This window comes from Fictibacillus halophilus, assembly GCF_016401385.1.
GTDB lineage: Bacteria > Bacillota > Bacilli > Bacillales > Fictibacillaceae > Fictibacillus > Fictibacillus halophilus.
In genome coordinates, this window is record NZ_JAEACF010000001.1 from 1899317 (window position 1) to 1919538 (window position 20222).

Consider the following 20222-nt stretch of genomic DNA (forward strand, 5'->3'; position numbering starts at 1 on the left):
CCATTGATACGAACTCTTAACGAGATCGGTTAGACAGGATATGTCTTTCGTTTAATAAGAACTGACTTCTAGACTTTCTCATGCGTTCGATACGCTCTTCTGCAAGACGATCTGCTGCAAGGTACGTTGGAATGTTATCACGTTTTGAGATCTCGATAACACTCGCGATGTTGTCATAGATCGTTTCTACTTTTTTCATTGCACGGTCACGATTATACCCGTTAAGCTCATCTGCTACGTTAATAACTCCACCTGCGTTGATTACATAGTCTGGTGCATAAACGATTCCCATCTCATGAATCGCATCACCGTGACGAGTTTCTTTAAGTTGGTTGTTAGCAGCTCCTGCAATAACTTTTGCTTTGATCTGTGGAATTGTATCGTCGTTGATAATAGCTCCTAGTGCACATGGAGCAAAGATATCGCAATCAACACTGTAGATCTCATCGATCTCAACAGCTTTTGCACCAAAATCTTCTACTGCACGTTGTACAGCTTCTTTATTGATATCTGTAACGATCAATGATGCGCCTTCTTCGTGAAGGTGTTTACAAAGTGTGTAAGCAACATGTCCAACACCTTGAACAGCGATAACTTTTCCTTCTAGAGAATCTGTACCAAACGCTTCCATTGCTGCCGCTTTCATACCACGGTATACGCCGTAAGCCGTTACCGGAGAAGGATTACCGCTTGAACCGAAAGCAGGTGATACACCCGTTACGAAAGGTGTTTCTTGGTAGATAAGATCCATGTCTTCAACAGTAGTACCCACATCTTCTGCTGTAATATAACGTCCATTAAGTCCTTGAATATAACGTCCGAACGCACGGAACATTTCTTCGTTCTTGTCTTTCTTTGGGTCACCGATGATTACTGTTTTTCCGCCGCCAAGATTCAATCCTGCCGCTGCGTTTTTATAAGTCATCCCTCTAGCTAGTCTTAATGCATCTTCAATCGCTGCATCTTCTGTTTCATACGTCCACATTCTCGTTCCACCAAGTGCAGGTCCAAGTGTCGTATCGTGAATACAGATAATTGCTTTTAGACCAGATTGTTTATCTTGGCAGATCACCATTTGCTCATAATCGTAAGTTTCCATATATTTAAAAATTTCCATTGTGTTTTCCTCCTAAGGTTTAATTGTCAGTGATGACTGAGTTTACAGCTAAAGCGATAGAATAATATTTACTTTCTGCTGAATCAGCTCTGGACGTTAGAACGATTGGCGCTTTAGCACCACAGATTACAGCTCCAACTTTTGCACGAGCAAAATAGATCAGCGATTTATACAAAACATTTCCTGTTTCTATATTAGGAACAAGAAGGATGTCTGCATCCCCAGCTACACTCCCTGTAATTCCTTTGTGAGCGGCAGCTTCCTTCGAAATTGCATTATCTAAAGCTAATGGACCTTCGACTATGCCGCCCTTAATTTGATCTCTAAGGTTCATAACCGTTAGACTCGCTGCATCCAATGTGGCTTGCATAGCAGGATTAACGTTCTCTACAGCTGCAAGTACAGCGGCTTTTGGAACTTCCACCCCGGTTCGAACGGCAAAATCGATAGCATTTTGTAGGATCTGTACTTTTTGATTAAGGTCAGGCTCTATGTTCATGGCAGCATCTGTAATAAAAATCAATTTTTGAAATCCTTCTACTTCAAATGCAGCAACATGTGATAACACTTTGCCTGTACGGAGACCAAATTCTTTATTTAGGACTGCTTTTAAAAGAGCAGAAGTTGAGATAAGCCCTTTCATCAAAATATCAGCGTCTCCATCATGAACAGCTTTTACCGCCTTTAACGCAGCCGAAGCTGTATCGGTAGGTACAACTTTTATTCCATCCAACGGAACATCTGCATTTCTGTTTAACCAATCAGAAATTTTGTCACCGTTTCCAAATAGAATAAAATGGGCGAGCCCCTCTTTATATGATTTCAGTATGCTTTCCAAAACCTCCTGATCCCCAGCTTCTGCCACTGCGATGACTGGTTTCTCTTGTTGATTTTTGGCTTGGCTCACCAAGTTTTGTAAACGCATGCTATCCCCCCTTGTTAACCGCTTTATTAACTATGCAATTTTCATGCCAACTACTAAATGTGTTTAAAAAGTAGATTTCCTGATTTAACTATGCAATAAAATGCATATACCTTGCAATAATTTGCATGAAATTATTTGCGCAATTTTTCATCAAGATTGTATTTTTCTAATTTATAGTAAAAATTTCTAAGAGAGATACCTAGCGATTTTGCTGTTTTCGTTTTGTTGCCACGAAACCTCTCTATAGCTTCTGTTAAAATACGTTTTTCAAACGCATCGATTTGTTCGGCTAAAGTCTTCGCATCATCGGTTGTATCGGTCATAGCTTGCAGTTGGAGGTCCTCTTTATTTGATGGCTCTAAAGATAACAACGAAATATGACTCCGATTGATCTGCGAATCAGTATGACTCATGTGAATGATCGCTCTTCCTAATACATTTTCAAGCTCTCTAACATTTCCCGGCCAATGATACGCTAATAAAAACTCTTCAGCATCCTTGCTAATAAAATCAATGTTTCTTCCATAGTCTTGATTTAACTTCTGCAGAAGGTGATAAGCTAAAAGCAAAATATCATTGTTTCTTGCTCTTAATGGTGGAATATAAATCGGCATCCTGTTCAGTCTGTAGTACAAATCCTGCCTGAACGTGCCATCTGCAATCATTTTTTCAAGATTGACATTAGTTGCAGCAATAACACGTACATTGATCGGAATCGCTTTAGTCCCACCAACACGTCTGATTTCATTCTCTTGCAGCACGCGCAAAAGTTTAGCTTGTGTGTTCTGCGACAACTCTCCCACTTCATCTAAAAAGATACTTCCACCATTCGATTCTTCGAATAGTCCTCTTTTCCCGCCTCTTAACGCACCGGAAAAAGCACCTTCTTCGTAACCAAACAGTTCGCTCTCTAGTAACGATTCAGACAGGGCTGCACAGTTGACACGTATAAACTTGTTAAACTTCCTGCTGCTCGCATTATGTATGGCATGAGCAAAAAGCTCTTTTCCCGTTCCTGATTCACCACGAAGGAGAACGGTTGCTGGAGTAGAAGCTGCAAGCTTAGCCTGATCAATTGCAAAACTCATTTCTTCGGACGAACCAATAATATCTTCAAACGAATATTTCGCTTCAAGAGTACGAATGATCTGTCTTGCCCGATTTAGTTCTTCTGTAAGTCCTTTTATCTCTGAAACATCGTGTATAACACCTACACTGCCTTTTAATAAACCATCCACGATTACAGGTGCAACGTTAACGATTACATCTTTCCGGTTCGGTCCAACTCTTAAACGAGCACCCCGTACAGGCTTGCGTGTTTTAAGAACCTGCATATGAATACTTTCACCTTCAGAAATATCAGTTGTTGCAGGTTTCCCAATTACTTGCTCTGCTGTGTAACCTGTGAGCTTCGTGTAAGCAGGATTGATCATAATGCCTTTTCCTTCTTCATCCACAACAGATATGGCTTCTTCGGAAGATTGGATGATAGCTCTTAACATCGTTTGTATGCTTTTTAAATTCGTTACTTCTTCTGCCAAGTCTACGATTTCTGTAATATCTTTAAAGACGGCAAAAGCACCAAGCTTTCGACCTTCGTGATTTAAAATAGGTGTTCTCGTTGTATAGATTTTCGTACCATTAGCTAAAATTTGTTCTTGGTTCACTTCTTCTATGCCTGAATCCATAACTCTTGGAAGCTGGCTGTTAGGCATTACTTCAAGAATAGATTTTCCTACAGCTTGCTCTTTAGACAAACCTGTCATTTTTTCAGCACTCTTGTTAAATATAGTAATTGTTAAATCTTGATCAATAACGATCATGCCGTCGTGTGTATTGTCTAATATCGTTTTGAGCTGCTGCAGATGCCCGATTTCTTTTTTATTTTTTGTTTCGTTAGGAATTGATAACAGAAATCGAAATTGAGAAGTAGTCAATTTCCCTGACGTTGGGTACTTATTCTCATATACCCAATCTGCGTTTTCTTTAAGAGAATCCGAATAAACAATAACGTCCACCTCTTCATTTGGTGCCGAAGAATATGTATATACCGGGATGTTATCCAATATGGCCGGCAACGATTGAAGAGGTCCTTCCAAAAGAGCCGCAAGTTCAAAAAGTTCGGATTGATTGATCTGTTGAATTAATTCTAATTCTTCTTGCACTACCAGCAATGCGATCCTTTGCAACAATTAGCCCACCTTTAATTATAACGTGCAATATTTTTCATAAGTTTATCATAGCTCACTATGAAAGGGTTTGCAAACTTATTTTACATCGACAATAATTTTAACTTTATGTACAATAAGACAAGTAGAGGAGTGTATTCTTCATGAGCAGATATGCAGCATTGGTAATCGTATTAATCCCTGGAATCATGGCCGTGATGGGCATCAAATGGATGAGAGACACGTTATTTGGAGTTTTGCAGTTTCCGTTTCCATTCTTATGGCTACAATTTATCGCTGGGTTGTTAAGCTTCTTAGCAGGCTTAGCTTTTGTAGGTGGATTCATCTTTTACAGAGACCGTAAAAGAAATAAAGTTCAGTTAAAATACAGAAAAAAATAACCATCTCTCAATTTTGAGAGATGGTTATTTTTATAAGTAAGTAATTATGCCATTACCCTATGTTCGATTCGAAGCTTATCCGCGACCATCGCGATGAACTCTGAATTTGTAGGCTTTGCTTTTGACATTGATACGGTATAGCCGAATAGGGATGAGATGCTGTCGATGTTTCCACGGCTCCATGCAACTTCAATCGCATGACGTATAGCACGTTCAACACGGCTAGATGTTGTATTGAATTTTTTTGCGATATCTGGATAAAGAACTTTTGTGATCGATCCTAATAGTTCAATATCATTGTATACCATAGAGATCGCTTCTCTTAAGTACATATATCCTTTAATATGAGCAGGAACGCCGATCTCATGAATGATACTTGTGATACTCGCATCCAGATTGCGTGGTTTATTGTTAATTGTAGATTGGAAGTTGTTTCGATTATTTCCGGACGCACGCTGTACAGTTGATTTTTCTGCTCCACAGATCTGACGGATCTGACTCGCTAGGTTGTCCATATCGAATGGCTTTAAAATAAAGTATGATGCACCTAAGTCTACGGCTTTTTTCGTAACATCTTCCTGACCAAACGCCGTTAACATGATAACATTCGGCTGAGGCAGATCATCGCTAGATCTAATCTTTTCAAGCACTGCTAATCCATCTAAATGAGGCATGATAATATCAAGAACTAGTACATCAGGATCTTTATTCTCTAAAACGGATAAACATTCTTGACCGTTGTAAGCTACCCCAATTACCTCCATATCATCTTGACTTGAAAGATACTCCCTCAGAAGACTAATCAGTTCACGGTTATCATCAGCTAGACAAACTTTAATTTTTTGCACCATTATTTCCTCCCCATCCAACAATTTCTTGTTTTTCCCAATGTAACATTTCAACAATAAATCTTAAATCCCTTTATTTTGTTTTAAATTTTTTAAAATTATTTTGTTTTTGTAGCAGATAGAGCCATTTCCTTCAATTTACTTTGAATTTCGACAGTTATTGTATTTCCAAAAGCAGTTTTGTCGAATTTTCTTTATATCCCTCATTATACAAAATTTTCATAGGATTGTCTAAATTATCTAAAATTAAATCATAGCAGAAGACCTCTTTTGCTCGTCGTAGCTGAACGAACCACTTTGGACGTTCCCACTATAAACTCAAAAAAAAAGAACATCTCAACTCATTTTGAGAGTTGAGATGTTCATACACTTAAAAGAAGAATGACTCTTTAGCTATTTTTTATTTCAGTGATAAGTTGATAAGATAACAAGAAAAACCGGTGAGATTCAACCGGTTTTTCGAGTTAACTCGCCTGTTTTGCATCTTTATAAATATCTACACCGGCTTCATCAAGCATCCACTCGATATGAACGCCGTAACCTGATGTTGGGTCATTTACAAACACATGGGTAACGGCTCCAATAATTCTTCCATTCTGAATGATTGGGCTGCCGCTCATTCCTTGTACGATTCCACCGGTAATTTTTAAAAGTTCAGGATCTGTAATCTTAATGACCATTCCTTTAGTGGCAGGGAATTTCTGCGGAACGGAGCTCACAACATCAACGTCAAATTCTCGAACCTTTGATCCGTTAACGACAGTCAAAATCTTTGCTGGACCCTCTTTAACTTGATGAGACAGGGCGATTGGCAACGGTTTGTTCCAGTCCCCATTCGATAATTTATCGTTTAATTTTCCAAAAATGCCAAATGGACTGTTCTTTGAAATGTCCCCTAAAACTCTTTGGTCATTGGAAAAGCGCGCTAACTTTTCTCCAGGATGACCGTTTGAACCTTTTTCAATGGAAGTAACGGTAGATCCTAGGATTTCCCCGTTATTTACCTTAATAGGCTTTTTGGTATCCATATCTGAAATCACATGGCCGAGTGCACCATATTTATAGGACGCTGGATCAAAAAAGGTAAGTGTTCCTACACCCGCTGCTGAATCACGAATATATAGTCCTATGCGATAAGACTGATCATTCTTATCCTGCAGAGGAGTAAGTGTTTTATGAAACGTTTTACCATCTCGAATAATCGTTACGTCTAAAGGATTTCGAGTTTCACCAGATTGTTTAACAAATGGGCTTACATCTCCCATTTTTTTAATATTTTTTCCGTTAATTTTGGTAATAATATCTCCTACTTGTATATCGGCAATTTCACCTGGAGATTGTTTTCCTGTTGTTGTATTTACAAGGTGATGCCCAACAATCAGTACCCCTAGAGTATTTAATTTAACTCCTATTGATTGTCCACCAGGTACAACCTTTAGATCAGATAAAACTTTTACATTCATCTTTTTTATGGGAAAACTTGCTGCTTCGAGAGTTGCCATGCTATCACCGTTTGTTTTGGCTTGTATCGAAACTTTATGTTCGCTTTCCATTGCAGTCGTATAAATATTTGTTTCTTCCTGTTTTATGCTTGTTCCAACAGGAAGGGCTTGCATGACATGCTGTCCTTCAAAAAAGGTAATCGATTCAGGCAGTGCTACATATTCACGCACAGGAGACAAAAAACCGATCCCCACTAAACTTCCAAGGAGAATAACGCCGATCATTCGCCGAAGTAAATCCTTATACATCATACACTCTCCTCGCTCCTAGCTCACACCCTCACCATGGCTGTACCTTTAATTTAGCCTACGGACCATGAGTTTATAACCAAGAAAAAAGAAAAAGCTATTCCTTAAATGGATAGCTTTTTCATGCATAAAGTTTATGATGTCTTTTTGATGGACGCTGCAAGCTCTAATAATTCCTGAGCATGCTGCCTTGTAAGGTCTGTTATCTCAACCCCTGAGATCATTCTTCCTATTTCATTTACTTTTTCATCTGTTTTTAAGGTAAGAACCTTTGTAACCGTTCTTCCTTGCAGTGTATCCTTTGAAATATGAAGATGCGTATCAGACATTGCAGCAACTTGTGGAAGGTGAGAAATACAAAGCACTTGTGAGCCGACTGAAACTCTGTAGATCTTTTCCGCAATTGCTTGAGCGACACGGCCAGAAACGCCCGTATCCACTTCATCGAAAATAATAGCGGTGATACCTTGATTTTCAGAGAAAATGGTTTTTAGCGCTAATATGATTCTTGAAAGCTCACCACCTGATGCGACTTTGGATAACGGTTTAAGTGGTTCCCCAGGATTCGGAGAGATATAAAACTCTACAGAATCAAGTCCCGTTCTCAAAAACTGATTATCCTCCGTTCTCTTCATCACGACTTCGAACTTGGTTTTTTCCATATAAAGTTCTTTTAGCTGCTGCTGTATGTTATTTTTTAAGACTTTTGCGGTCTCTGCTCTCTTTTTAGTCAGTCTTTTTCCTGAGGTCTCAAGTTTTGCAATAAGCTTATCCTGCTTCTTTTTGAGCTCTTCAATATGATTATCTTTATTTTGAATAAGTTCTAATTCTTTTTTGATTTTTTCACTATAATCGATCATTTCTTTAACTGAAGTTCCATACTTGCGTTTAAGCTTACTCAATTCATCAAGACGGGACTCGATGCTGTTAAGCCTTTCCGGATTGTATTCTAATGAATCAAACATATCCCGAATCTTATATGTAAGCTCTTCTAATACATAAAAACTGTTGCCAAATTGCTCTTCATCAGCTTTTAATGATTCATCAAGTGCTGCGACTTGCGAGAAATCAGCTAGCGCACTAGAGACTAACTCAAGTGCTTTTCCTTCACCATAAAGGTTATGATAGGCATCCTGAAGAGAGCCATGAATTCTTTCAAAATTTGAAAGCATTCGTTTTTCTTCTTCAAGCTTAACATCTTCATCAGGAATGAGATTGCTACCAGCTAATTCTTGATACTGATATTCAAGGAGGTCTATTCTTTGTGCAATCTCTTGTTCGTTTCTAGATAGCTCAGAAAGCTGCTTATTGATTTCTTTATAGTCCTTGAATGTTGATTCATACGCGATCAACTCTTTTTTAAAATCCTTATCACCAAAACTATCGAGTAAAAAAAGATGCTTATCAGGCTGCATTAAGTATTGCGTTTCATGCTGACCATGAATATCTACTAATGCCTGTCCGATCTCTTTAAGAACAGACAGCGTAACAAGCTTTCCATTTACTCTGCAAATGCTTTTTCCATTCTCTGTAATATCCCTTTTGAGCACGACCATCTCATCTTCATCCGAAATCGCAATACCAAATTCCTCACATTTATAATAAACACGATGACCTGGATGAATATGAAACAAACCTTCGATCTCTGCCTTTTGAGTACCATAGCGCACAAATTCCGTAGAACCGCGGCCGCCGATCAAAAGTCCGATCGCATCAATGATGATGGACTTTCCTGCCCCTGTTTCACCTGTTAATACGGTTAACCCTTTTGTAAAAGAAACACTCAAAGAATCAATAATAGCAAAATTACGAATACTTAATTCTGCCAGCAATTACATCACACCTTATTTTAAAAATTACAGCATATCTAAAAAGCGCTGCGAAACATCTGCACTAACTTCTTTAGAACGACAAATAATCAAAATTGTATCATCGCCACAGATCGTTCCCATTAAATCTTCCCAATCTAGCTTATCGATTAACGCTCCAATGGCATTTGCATTACCAGGAAGTGTCTTCATAATGATCAGATGATCTGCATAATCAATACTAATAAAGCTGTCAGTCAGCGTTCTTTTTAATTTTTGCAGTGGGTTGAATCTTTGGTCAGCCGGAAGACTGTATTTATAGCGACCATCGTTCATCGGTACTTTCACAAGATGCAGTTCTTTAATATCACGGGAAACTGTTGCTTGGGTTACATTAAAGTTGGCATTCTTGAGCAGTTCCACTAAGTCGTCTTGCGTTTCAATATCATGATTGCTAATCATTTCACGTATTTTAATATGTCGTTGTCCTTTATTCACTCGTGATCCACCTCAATTTACACTGTCACATTCTGCCTTTATCTTATACTATTGTGCATAGGATGTAAATTTTTCATTAATAGAATAATAAAAAGAGCGAGGAATTTATTCCCGCTCTTTCTTTAATGTTTCATGAGCTGACTTAACAACTTCTTCAATATTCTCTGAAGTTATGGTTTGAAAGTCCTCATTATTCACTTTTCCATGCATTAAAAACTCTATGTTGCCATCCCCACCAGTAATAGGTGAAAAAGACAATGCAACAGGATTAATCCCTGTTTTACGGGCAAAATCTGTAATCTCTTCGATCACGCGTTTATGAACTTTTGGATCTCTAACAATTCCCTTCTTCCCGACTTCTTCACGTCCTGCTTCAAACTGAGGCTTGATCAAAGCGATCACATCGCCAGTTGGCATAAGCTGAGTCAGCACAGGAAGTATAATTCGTAGAGAAATAAATGAAACGTCAATTGTGGCAAAGTGAGGAATGCCCTGTTGTAGCTGATCAGGGGTTACATACCTAAAGTTTGTTCTTTCCATCACCGCTACTCTAGAGTCATTTCTTAGCTTCCAGGCTAGTTGATTGTAGCCAACATCGATCGCATAAATATAAGATGCGCCATTTTGAAGTGCACAATCTGTAAAACCGCCTGTTGAAGCTCCAATATCCATCCCAATCTTTTCTTTAACATCAAAATCGAAAATCTGAAGTGCTTTTTCAAGCTTCAATCCGCCTCTTCCTACATAAGGAATGACATCTCCTTTAACCTGGAGAGGCGCATCTTGTTCTATCTTTTCTCCTGGCTTATCCATCCGGTTCGTTCCTGAATACACAAGACCTGCCATAACAGATCGTTTGGCTTTTTCTCGTGTTTCACAAAGTCCTCGATTGACAAGCAGTACATCTACACGTTCTTTTTTCATGTAAGAAGACCCTTTTCTGCCTTTCTTTTAACAAGTGCTTTCACACGCTCAACGAGATCAGGTGTTGTAATTCCGATCTCTTCTAATAGTTTTGTTACACTTCCATGCTCGATAAAGCAATCTGGTATTCCCATGCGATCGATGATCACATTAGCCTGGTGATCTGCTGCATGCTCTAATACCGCACTTCCAAAACCGCCTTGAAGAACTGCTTCTTCAAGAGTTAATATAGGCATATTTTCCGCATAAAGCTCTTTTAGCATTTTTGAGTCAAGCGGTTTAATAAAACGAGCGTTGATCACACGTGCAGAGACACCTGATTTCGCAAGGATTTCCCACGCTTCAAGTGCCATTGGAATCGTCGTTCCGAACGTAAGAATCGCAACGTCGTCTCCCTCTTTAAGCACTTCCCATGAACCAATTGGGATATTCTCGAACTCTTCATCCATCGGTACTCCTGAACCGTTACCTCTTGGGAATCTGATCGCAATCGGACCATCTTCGTAGTTAAGAGCAGAGTAAACCATATGCTGAAGCTCATTTTCATCTTTCCCCATCATCAATACCATATTTGGGATATGACGCAAGAAAGCAATATCAAATACACCTTGGTGCGTTTCTCCATCAGCACCAACAAGACCAGATCTGTCTATTGTGAAAACGACATTCAAATTCTGTCTCGCTACATCATGAACAACTTGGTCGTAACCTCGCTGCAAAAACGTAGAATAGATCGATAGGACCGGTTTCATATTCTGCGTCGCAAGCCCAGCTGCCATCGTTGTTGCATGCTGTTCAGCAATACCAACGTCAAACAAGCGATCAGGAAACGCTTTGCCGTAATCCGTTAGCTTAGAGCCAATGGTCATGGCAGGCGTTATGACAGCAATACGATCATCTTTATGTGAAAGAGTCTCGAGTGTTTTACTGACAACTCCGCTGTAAGAAGGTCCTACTTGCTGCGGTTTGATTTGCTCACCTGATTCAATCTTATAAGGACCTACACCATGCCAGCTGTCTTTCTTATCACTCTCAGCGGGTTCATATCCTTTTCCTTTTTTCGTAAGAACATGAATGATTACAGGACCTTTCGTCTTTTTCGCATATGTTAGATTTTCGATCAGGTCGTCTACATCATGACCATCAACTGGTCCTAAATAGGTGTAGCCCAATTCCTCAAAAAACATGCCAGATACTAACAAATACTTCAAGCTATCCTTTACACGTTCGGCCGTTGCAGCCAATTTCCCGCCAAACGCAGGTATCTTACGGATTAGTGATTCAAGCTCATCTTTTGCTTTATTGTATTTTCTAGCTGTTCTCATGCGTCCTAAAACGTTGTGAAGAGCCCCTACATTTGGTGCGATAGACATCTCGTTGTCGTTAAGTACAACGATTAAGTCTTTCTTTTCATGACCGATATGGTTCAGCGCTTCTAAAGCCATACCGCCTGTTAAAGCACCATCACCAATGACCGCAAGAACTTTATCATCCGTTTTCTTAAGATCTCTGGCGATAGCCATACCCATAGCTGCAGAAAGTGATGTAGAACTGTGCCCTGTTTCCCAAACATCATGTTCGCTTTCAATCCTTTTAGGAAAACCACAGAGACCTTTATACTGACGAAGTGTATCAAACTGAGACGCTCTTCCCGTTAGGATCTTGTGCACATAAGCTTGATGACCTACATCCCAAATAAATTTGTCTTTCGGACTGTCAAAGACTTTGTGCATGGCAAGCGTTAATTCTACAACGCCAAGATTAGGACCTAGGTGGCCTCCTCTAACTGAAAGTTTTTCAATTAGAAAAGAACGAATTTCGGCAGCTAATTTATTTAATTGTTCAGTTTCATACGTTTTCAAAAACTGAGGATCTTGAATTTCTTCCAGGTTCATGGAATATGCCTCTCTTTCCATTAACGCCTTTTCTTCTCTCTTTTAGCAGGCGATAGCAGTTTAATTCTTAATTTTTCCTCTAAAAAATATAATAAACGCCCAACCTGAAAAATAATAAAGGTTGAGTGGTTGATCGCATATGATTTTCCTAACGCTTTGCCTCCTACAGTAAGTGCAGCAACTACACTAGTGAAGACGATCGAGATCAAATACTCGGAGTTTGATCCAGAACTATTCCCCATAGAGAGTGTAAGTTCTACAACAACTGCAGCAGATGCTGTTCCGCTAACGATTCCAGAGATATCACCGATAACATCGTTACAAAAATTCGCTACACGATCTGCGTTTCTTGTAATGATTATAGCATGTCTTGCTCCAGGAACCTTCTCAGAAGCCATCGCATGAAACGGAACTTCATTCGCAGCTGTTGATGCTACCCCCACTATGTCAAACAGAACCCCGGTTAATACGATTAGAAAGACGATTCCCATCCCGATAGCCCACGAAACTCCATTTAACAAAAAAGAGGATACAACTGTAAAAATAGCCGCTAACACAAGAGTGATAACGGCAATGCTTGTACTCCATTTGAGTGTTTTAGTAAAGGAATGCTTCATGCATAACTCCTCACCTTTTGGTCACTTTATGTAATAGGGAGTGGTCACCTTATTAAGTAAAGACTGCGGCTTAGGTCCAGTAGGTTTTCCCAGAAGAGTACGAAATGTCGCCATATTCGCGGTTTCCCTTTACTCTCTTCTTAACGCTGTTGCCAAACGTTAGACTAGATTACCACTTAGTCCGCACTATAATCCCTAATAGGTGTCAGGGCAGAACAGTCTAGGAGTTTTCCTCAACAGCCTCACGCACATTCCCTAGCCTCTTTTGCAGAGAAGATTTCATATGGTATAAAGCTCATAATCAGCGGCCAACCGATACAGGCTTTTCACACCATAATCCCCTCAAGCTCCACTCAAGGCAGGCTACGCTGCTCGCCTTCTTTTCCTGTGAACAAGAAAAAAAGCTAAGCAGGTTCAAACCCCATTTCGCAGTAAGGTCTTTTGAACACAAACCGCAAATATGGGGGCCTCCGCGGAAGAAGGGTCCTCGCCCACATGCCATTGTGGATCGCCCTTCAACCTTAACTCCCAGCGATGACCCAAGGCTGGGCGCCTCAAGCCAATACAAGGAACTTCATCGATGTGCCCTTTGGCGGATTTTTAGGCCCGCCTTCAGGAATGGGGGGCTGACTAGAATACTGCACCACTCCAAAGCAAATAATATCATATCATACTTCCAATTTTGCAACAATCTCTTAATGGTTTCTTTTTATAATGTAGTCAGCGATGGACGCTAATATGCCTGTATTTCCGTTGATCTTGTTTAAATGGTCCAAAGAAATATGTATGTGATTTTCCATTTCTTTCTTTGCACCATCAAGACCAAGAATCTTAGGGTATGTGGTTTTCAAGTTGGCTTCATCACTTCCAACGGGTTTACCTATCTCTTCTTGATTCCCTGTTACATCAAGGATGTCATCTTGAATCTGAAAAGCAATTCCGATATGCCGTGCATAGTTTGTCAGGTGCATAAGATCTTCATCAGAAGCTCCTGCTGCAATTCCACCTATGATCACTGAACATTCAAGCATCTTACCTGTCTTTTTTTCATGAATGCTTTCTAACTCCATTAACGAGAGGTTTCTGTTTTCTCCCTCTATATCTTCTACTTGACCACCGACCATACCTGTTGCTCCTGCTGCTTTTGATAATACTGCAATCATTTGAACTTTTTGGACAGCTGTTAAAAAGGAGTTGTTCGTAATCAAGCTAAAGCTCTCTGTTAATAAAGCATCACCTGCTAATATCGCTTGAGCCTCGCCAAAAACTTTGTGGTTAGTGAGTTTGCCTCTTCTATAATCATCATTATCCATAGAAGGAAGATCATCATGGATCAGAGAATAAGTGTGAACAAATTCAATCGAACAAACAACATCTACTATTTCTTCTGTATTCTTTTCAAAAGATTCCATAACTGCAAGGGCAAGGATTGGACGTATTCGCTTTCCACCTGCAGAAATTGAATATAGCATCGATTTTTTTAATGTTTCTGGAGCATCCAACTTGTCCAAATAAGCGACCATCTTTTCTTCAACCAATGTTTTTTTATCTCGAAGATATTGTTCAAACGCTATCAATGATCTTCCTCCTGAATCGCGAATGGTTCTTCTTTTCCGTCTTCATGCAGAATCGTATCCATCTTCTTCTCAACGTTCTGTAATTTCGTATGACATAATTTTGAGAGCTTCATTCCTTGTTGATACAGATCAATACTTTCTTCTAAAGGAACATCTCCCTGTTCAAGCTTTTCAACGATTTCTTCTAGCTGTATCATAGCTTCTTCAAATGTAAGTTTGCTTGTTTTTTCAGTCATTCGTAAAAGACGCCTCCGTTCCAGTGATGTGACAATCAATCTGTCCATCTTTTAACTTTATCGTTAATGCATCCCCAGCTTTAACCTGTGATACTGATTTAACCAATTCGTCTTTGCCTTGTTTATAGGTCAAGCTGTATCCTCTATCCATTACAGCCAGAGGATTAAGGGAAGAGAGCCTAGAAATCTTGTTAGAAAAATCCTTCTGGTGCTGCCTTACGTGACGGTTTGTTTCTTTTAGCAATGTCTTATGCAGAGAAACGACTCTTTCGTTTGCCTTCTGAAGCTGACCTCTAGGTGAAAACAGTAAAAGTTGACGTTTAATCTGTGAAAGTTGATTCTGATGTTGATCAACAAAGCTTCCAACCGTACGTTTTAATTGATCCATACACCTATCAAGTTCTTGCTCTTTTTGCTTAATCAGTTGTGTTGGGTATTTAAAGGCGTAAGATTTTTGTAGTCGGGACAAATGCTGTTGATGACCCGCTACAAACTCATTCATCACCCTTTTCAGACGAACATTTCTTTGGAATAATCGATCCTTTAGTTCATCTAGATGAGGCACTGCCATCTCAGCCGCAGCTGTTGGTGTTGGTGCTCTTAGATCAGCTACAAAATCTGAAATCGTAAAATCCGTTTCATGACCCACAGCAGAAATAATCGGCAGATTGGATTGAAAAATCGCTCTTGCAACACTTTCCTCATTAAACGCCCATAGCTCTTCTATCGAACCTCCACCACGTCCTACGATCAAAACATCTGATTCATTCAGTGCATTCGCTCGTTCAATTGCCCGAACGATGGATGGAGCAGCGCCTGGTCCTTGAACGAGTACGGGATAGATCGTGACAGCAGCTAGAGGAAACCTTCTCTTTATGGTAGTAACAATATCCCTTATGGCAGCTCCTGTTGGTGAAGTGATTACGCCTATCGTCGAAGGGAATTTGGGCAGCGGCTTTTTATGTATAGGATCAAAAAGCCCTTGTTGTTCTAACGTATTCTTAAGATTTTCGTACGCTAGAAACAAATTACCAACACCGTCTTGCTGCATCGTTCTGACATAGAGTTGGTATTGCCCTTGAGGTTCATAAACAGAGACCGAGCCTTGAATTAATACATTCATTCCTTCTTCAGGTTTGAAGTTTAAATATCTGTTGTTTCCTGCAAACATAACAGCAGAAACTCTGCTGTTTGCATCTTTCAACGTAAAATACAAATGCCCTCTGCTATGGAGCTTAACATTAGATAGCTCGCCTTTTACCCAAACATCTTGTAAGTTACCGTCATTTTCAAATAGCCTTTTAATATACCGGGTTACAGCCGATATTGGAACATACCGATTGTTGTTTTGCATTAATGTACTTCCTTTAGCTTCTTTCTCCATTTCGAAGCAAGAACCGTATTGTTCATCAACATCGTAATCGTCATAGGGCCAACGCCACCTGGAACAGGAGTGATATGTTTTGCTTTAGGTTTAATAGCCTCATAGTCCACATCTCCACAAAGCTTTCCATTCTCCTTACGATTAACACCTACATCAATGACAACAGCACCTGCTTTTACCATATCTTCTGTAATAAGGTTCGGTTTTCCTACCGCCGCAATTAAAATATCAGCTTGTAATGTTTGTTCACGAAGATTGTTTGTTCTTGAGTGACAAAACGTGACCGTTGCATTTTCTTGCAGGAAAAGCTGGCCGGCTGGCTTTCCAACGAGGTTGCTTCTGCCTACAACAACAACATGTTTCCCTGAAATATCTTCACCGGTTTGTTTAACCATCTCTAAAATCCCAAGCGGGGTACACGGTATGAATGCTTGCTCGTCTCCTGCATGCATTCGTCCGATATTAATCGGATGAAACCCGTCTACATCTTTTTCAGGCAGAATCGCCTCAATTACTTTTGATTCACTAATATGTGAAGGAAGGGGAAGTTGTACGAGTATCCCATCAATTTGTTCGTCATTGTTAAACGCTTGAATGTATTGTAACAATTCATTCTCAGAAATAGATTCAGGAAGCTCCGTCAATACCGAATGCATACCGAGCTCTTTACACGTTCTTTCTTTTGCTAATACATATGAACGAGACGCTGGGTGATCGCCTACTAGAATAACAGCTAAACCCGGAACAATTCCTTCTTGTTTAAGGTCTTGGATCTCTTTTGCAAGTTTCTCTCTGATCTCTCTCGCAATTTGTTTTCCGTCTAACACAGCCATTCTAAAGTCCCCCTCAAAAGTAGTTGGTTTTATTATTTAATTAATTATTGTTTATATCTTTGATTATTTTTCCTAGGACACCGTTTACGAAACGTCCTGCTTCTTCACCGCCAAAGATTTTTGCTGTTTCGATCGCTTCATTCAAAGTTACGTTCTTTGGAACCTCTTCCATGAACAGCCACTCGTAAGCTGCCATCTGAAGAACGACACGTTCCACGTTTGCTAGTCTTGAAAAGCTCCATTTTTCTAAATAAGGCGTTAGAAAACGCTCGATTTCTTCTTTCTTTTCAACCGTACCATGAACCATCTTTGTTAAGAATTCGTCTGATGGCTCTCCTTCTAAAACATGCTCCATAGCTTCACTAGCTGAGATGTCACTTACTTCAATTTGAAAAAGCGATTGAAATGCCTTTTCTCTGGCAAGTCTGCGTTTCATAATCCGACTTCCTTTCTATTTGCGAACAATTTCTATCTAGCATAATACCATAATGTTAGGACTCGTTACAATCCGAACAATGGACTTACTAACCCTTCCGAACATTCAGTTTTTTTACTTTCTGTTAAGGGTTGCTTGATAAATGAAAAAGTATTTTATCTTTTCACTATCGGTTCTCTTCGCAAGCTATTGGTTTCTAAGTCTCAAAATTACTTTCACTCTATACGAGGTGGGGTATCCAGACTGTGAATTCAGTAAATTCACGAGATAATTCTAGAATTTTCGGACTTAATCCGGCGAGTTTTGCCCGAATACCGGCGAGTAGACACTATTCGATTACTATTCTGCCACCCTATACCCCCGCCTCAACTATAATTTCAACGAACAACGTAATAAAAAACAAGAAAAAAGATCAAAGGGCAAGTAGAACTCACCCTTTGATCTTTTTAATAATCTACTTCTGGTGCTTCATTCTGTTTTTCTTTTGAATCAAATTGAACACCAACTACGAATACGTTGATATCCGTTGCTTCTAGTGCTGTCATGTCTAGAAGCGCTTGTCTGATGTAATCTTGAATTTTTTGAGCTACATCTGGAATCGCAACTCCATATTTCATTGATACGTATACATCGATTGAAATACCTGCTTCTGAGAGTTCAACTTTAACGCCTTTGCCATGCGTTTTCTTTCCAAGTCGCTCAACTACACCACTTGCAAAGCTGCCTCTCATAGAAGCTACACCTTCAACATCAGAAGCCGCAATACTAGCAATAACTTCGATGACCTCAGGTGAGATTTCAACTTTTCCTAATTCTGATGAGTAACTTTCCATTTCAAATGATAGTTCGTTCATCAATTAAACACCTCCGTACTTATTCGCTTTTTGAAGTTAAATCATGATTTTCTAAAAACTTTGTATTAAAGTCACCATTCACAAAAGTCTCATGGTTTAACAGACGCAGGTGGAACGGAATGGTCGTATGAATTCCTTCAATAACAAACTCACTTAGCGCTCGCTTCATACGGTCGATCGCTTCTTGTCTAGTATTTCCGTAAGTAATAACTTTAGCGATCATAGAATCATAAAATGGTGGAATCGTATAGCCAGGATAAACAGCAGAATCAACTCGAACACCTAAACCGCCTGGTGGAAGATACATCTCAATCTTCCCTGCAGATGGCATAAAGTTTTTCTCCGGATTCTCTGCATTTATTCTGCATTCGATCGACCAGCCATCAAACTCAATATCTTCTTGTTTGTATCGCAATCTCTCACCTGAAGCTACTTTAATCTGTTCCTTGATTAGGTCAATCCCTGTTACCATCTCTGTTACAGGGTGTTCTACTTGGATTCGAGTATTCATCTCCATGAAATAGAAGTCACCTGTATTATGATCAAAGATAAATTCAACGGTACCAGCACCAGAATATTGAACGGCTTCTGCTGCTTTTACTGCCGCATCACCCATCTCTTGACGTTTAGATGGGGAGATAGCTGGAGATGGTGTCTCCTCTAAAAGCTTTTGAAGTCGTCTTTGGATACTGCAATCTCTTTCTCCCAAGTGGATTACATTCCCATGGTTATCTGCAAGCACCTGTATCTCAACATGTCGGAAATCTTCAATGTATTTTTCTATATACACACCTGGGTTACCAAAAGCAGTTGCTGCTTCTTGCTGAGTGATCGCAATGCCTTTTAAGAGTTCCGTTTCATTCTTAGCTACGCGGATCCCTTTACCCCCACCGCCTGCTGTTGCTTTAATAATTACAGGATACCCAATTTTATTGCTGAGTTCAATGGCTTCTTCCTTGTCCCTAATTATCCCGTCAGAACCCGGTACGATAGGAACTCCGGCTTCTGCCATTGTTGCTCTGGCAACATCCTTAATACCCATCTTGTTTATCGCTTCAGCACTTGGACCGACAAACGTTACATTGCACTCTCTGCAAAGTTCTGCAAAGTCAGCGTTCTCTGCCAAGAATCCATATCCAGGATGAATGGCTTCAGAACCAGTTAGTGTCGCAACGCTCATTATGTTAGTGAAGTTTAGATAACTATCTTTTGAAGCAGTCGGCCCGATACAATAAGCCTCATCTGCCAAACGGACATGCAAGGCATCTTTATCAGCTTCTGAATAAACGGCTACTGTTTCAACACCAAGCTCTTTGCATGCGCGAATAATCCTTACAGCAATCTCACCACGGTTTGCTACTAATAGCTTTTTAATCATAGACATACCCTCCTATTCTGCTTTCACAAGGAACAGAGGTTGTCCGTATTCTACTAATTGTCCGTTCTCAACTAATACTTTTACGATTTCACCATTTACTTCCGATTCGATCTCATTGAATAATTTCATCGCCTCAATGATACAAACGATGCTATCCTTAGAAACTTTATCTCCTGGCTTAACAAATGCATCAACATCTGGAGATGAAGCAGCATAGAACGTACCTACCATAGGTGAAACTACTTTATGTAAGTTAGCATCTTCGTCTGCCTGTTTTGTTTCTTGTTTAACTTCTGTATTTTCCTTAACCGTTTCAGCTGTTGGAGCCTGTTCTTTTACAGGGGGCGCTTGAGTCACTACGGGCTGAGAAACAACTTCTTCTGCTCCATAAGAAACAACTGATCCACTGTCCTTTTTAAGAACAATCTTAGAACCATCATTTTCGTATTTGAATTCGTTGATACTTGATTTGTCAATAAGTTTAATCAATTCACGGATTTCTTGTATTTTTAGCATGATCTCTACTCCTTTTAACAATCCTATCCAGGTTAGATTTTTTATTTAGCACCTTC

Annotated in this window: 19 protein-coding genes; 1 reads left to right on the top strand and 18 read right to left on the bottom strand. The window is 39.7% G+C overall.

Going from position 1 to position 20222, the window contains the following annotated elements; all coding sequences use genetic code 11:
* Positions 1-16: 16 nt before the first annotated feature.
* The 3 genes from bcd to I5J82_RS09940 form a co-directional block, all read right to left on the bottom strand.
* Positions 17-1117, bottom strand: coding sequence for a branched-chain amino acid dehydrogenase (gene bcd / locus I5J82_RS09930; RefSeq protein ID WP_198767731.1), 1101 nt, complete (start codon positions 1115-1117; stop codon positions 17-19).
* Positions 1118-1136: 19 nt separating this feature from the next.
* Positions 1137-2042, bottom strand: a complete 906-nt coding sequence (gene yqiS, locus I5J82_RS09935) for a phosphate butyryltransferase (protein WP_198767732.1) — start codon at positions 2040-2042, stop codon at positions 1137-1139.
* 131 nt (positions 2043-2173) lie between these two features.
* Entirely contained in the window at positions 2174-3865 is a 1692-nt protein-coding gene (locus I5J82_RS09940; protein WP_233096609.1) for a sigma 54-interacting transcriptional regulator, read from the bottom strand.
* A 509-nt stretch (positions 3866-4374) separates the two neighbouring features.
* On the opposite strand from I5J82_RS09940, the gene I5J82_RS09945 reads away from it, so the two are divergent.
* Positions 4375-4611, top strand: coding sequence for a DUF2627 domain-containing protein (locus I5J82_RS09945; protein WP_144699175.1), 237 nt, complete (start codon positions 4375-4377; stop codon positions 4609-4611).
* Between the two features lie 44 nt (positions 4612-4655).
* Here I5J82_RS09945 and spo0A read toward each other — a convergent pair whose 3' ends face one another.
* The 15 genes from spo0A to accB all read right to left on the bottom strand — a co-directional run bounded on the left by spo0A (position 4656) and on the right by accB (position 20166).
* Complete coding sequence (spo0A, locus tag I5J82_RS09950; protein ID WP_198767733.1) at positions 4656-5459, bottom strand: sporulation transcription factor Spo0A; 804 nt, start codon at positions 5457-5459, stop codon at positions 4656-4658.
* Between the two features lie 464 nt (positions 5460-5923).
* Positions 5924-7210 carry a SpoIVB peptidase gene (gene spoIVB / locus I5J82_RS09955; RefSeq protein ID WP_198767734.1) on the bottom strand — a complete coding sequence of 429 codons (1287 nt, stop codon included), beginning with the start codon at positions 7208-7210 and terminating at the stop codon, positions 5924-5926.
* Positions 7211-7344: 134 nt separating this feature from the next.
* The gene (gene recN, locus I5J82_RS09960) at positions 7345-9042 is read right to left on the bottom strand and encodes a DNA repair protein RecN (RefSeq protein WP_198767735.1); all 1698 of its coding nucleotides are present in this window, start codon (positions 9040-9042) and stop codon (positions 7345-7347) included.
* 24 nt (positions 9043-9066) lie between these two features.
* Complete coding sequence (gene ahrC, locus I5J82_RS09965) at positions 9067-9516, bottom strand: transcriptional regulator AhrC/ArgR (protein ID WP_198767736.1); 450 nt, start codon at positions 9514-9516, stop codon at positions 9067-9069.
* Positions 9517-9621: 105 nt separating this feature from the next.
* Positions 9622-10440, bottom strand: a complete 819-nt coding sequence (locus I5J82_RS09970; RefSeq protein WP_198767737.1) for a TlyA family RNA methyltransferase — start codon at positions 10438-10440, stop codon at positions 9622-9624.
* A complete protein-coding gene (dxs, locus tag I5J82_RS09975) occupies positions 10437-12335 on the bottom strand; it encodes a 1-deoxy-D-xylulose-5-phosphate synthase (protein WP_198767738.1) in 1899 nt (632 codons plus the stop codon). The genes I5J82_RS09970 and dxs overlap by 4 nt, the downstream gene beginning before the upstream one ends.
* 20 nt (positions 12336-12355) lie before the next feature.
* A complete protein-coding gene (locus tag I5J82_RS09980; RefSeq protein WP_198767739.1) occupies positions 12356-12952 on the bottom strand; it encodes a hypothetical protein in 597 nt (198 codons plus the stop codon).
* Positions 12953-13647: 695 nt separating this feature from the next.
* A complete protein-coding gene (locus I5J82_RS09985; RefSeq protein ID WP_233096454.1) occupies positions 13648-14529 on the bottom strand; it encodes a polyprenyl synthetase family protein in 882 nt (293 codons plus the stop codon).
* Positions 14526-14765, bottom strand: coding sequence for an exodeoxyribonuclease VII small subunit (locus I5J82_RS09990; protein ID WP_066396014.1), 240 nt, complete (start codon positions 14763-14765; stop codon positions 14526-14528). Before I5J82_RS09990 ends, I5J82_RS09985 begins: the two co-directional genes overlap by 4 nt.
* Complete coding sequence (xseA, locus tag I5J82_RS09995) at positions 14758-16119, bottom strand: exodeoxyribonuclease VII large subunit (protein ID WP_198767740.1); 1362 nt, start codon at positions 16117-16119, stop codon at positions 14758-14760. Before xseA ends, I5J82_RS09990 begins: the two co-directional genes overlap by 8 nt.
* Entirely contained in the window at positions 16119-16982 is an 864-nt protein-coding gene (gene folD, locus I5J82_RS10000) for a bifunctional methylenetetrahydrofolate dehydrogenase/methenyltetrahydrofolate cyclohydrolase FolD (RefSeq protein WP_198767741.1), read from the bottom strand. The genes xseA and folD overlap by 1 nt, the downstream gene beginning before the upstream one ends.
* Positions 16983-17022: 40 nt before the next feature.
* Entirely contained in the window at positions 17023-17418 is a 396-nt protein-coding gene (gene nusB, locus I5J82_RS10005; RefSeq protein ID WP_198767742.1) for a transcription antitermination factor NusB, read from the bottom strand.
* Between the two features lie 446 nt (positions 17419-17864).
* Entirely contained in the window at positions 17865-18272 is a 408-nt protein-coding gene (locus I5J82_RS10010) for an Asp23/Gls24 family envelope stress response protein (protein WP_137788933.1), read from the bottom strand.
* A 19-nt stretch (positions 18273-18291) separates the two neighbouring features.
* Positions 18292-19650: an acetyl-CoA carboxylase biotin carboxylase subunit gene (accC, locus tag I5J82_RS10015; protein ID WP_198767743.1), complete on the bottom strand. Its 1359-nt coding sequence runs from the start codon at positions 19648-19650 to the stop codon at positions 18292-18294.
* 12 nt (positions 19651-19662) lie between these two features.
* A complete protein-coding gene (gene accB / locus I5J82_RS10020) occupies positions 19663-20166 on the bottom strand; it encodes an acetyl-CoA carboxylase biotin carboxyl carrier protein (protein ID WP_198767744.1) in 504 nt (167 codons plus the stop codon).
* Between the last annotated feature and the right edge of the window lie 56 nt (positions 20167-20222).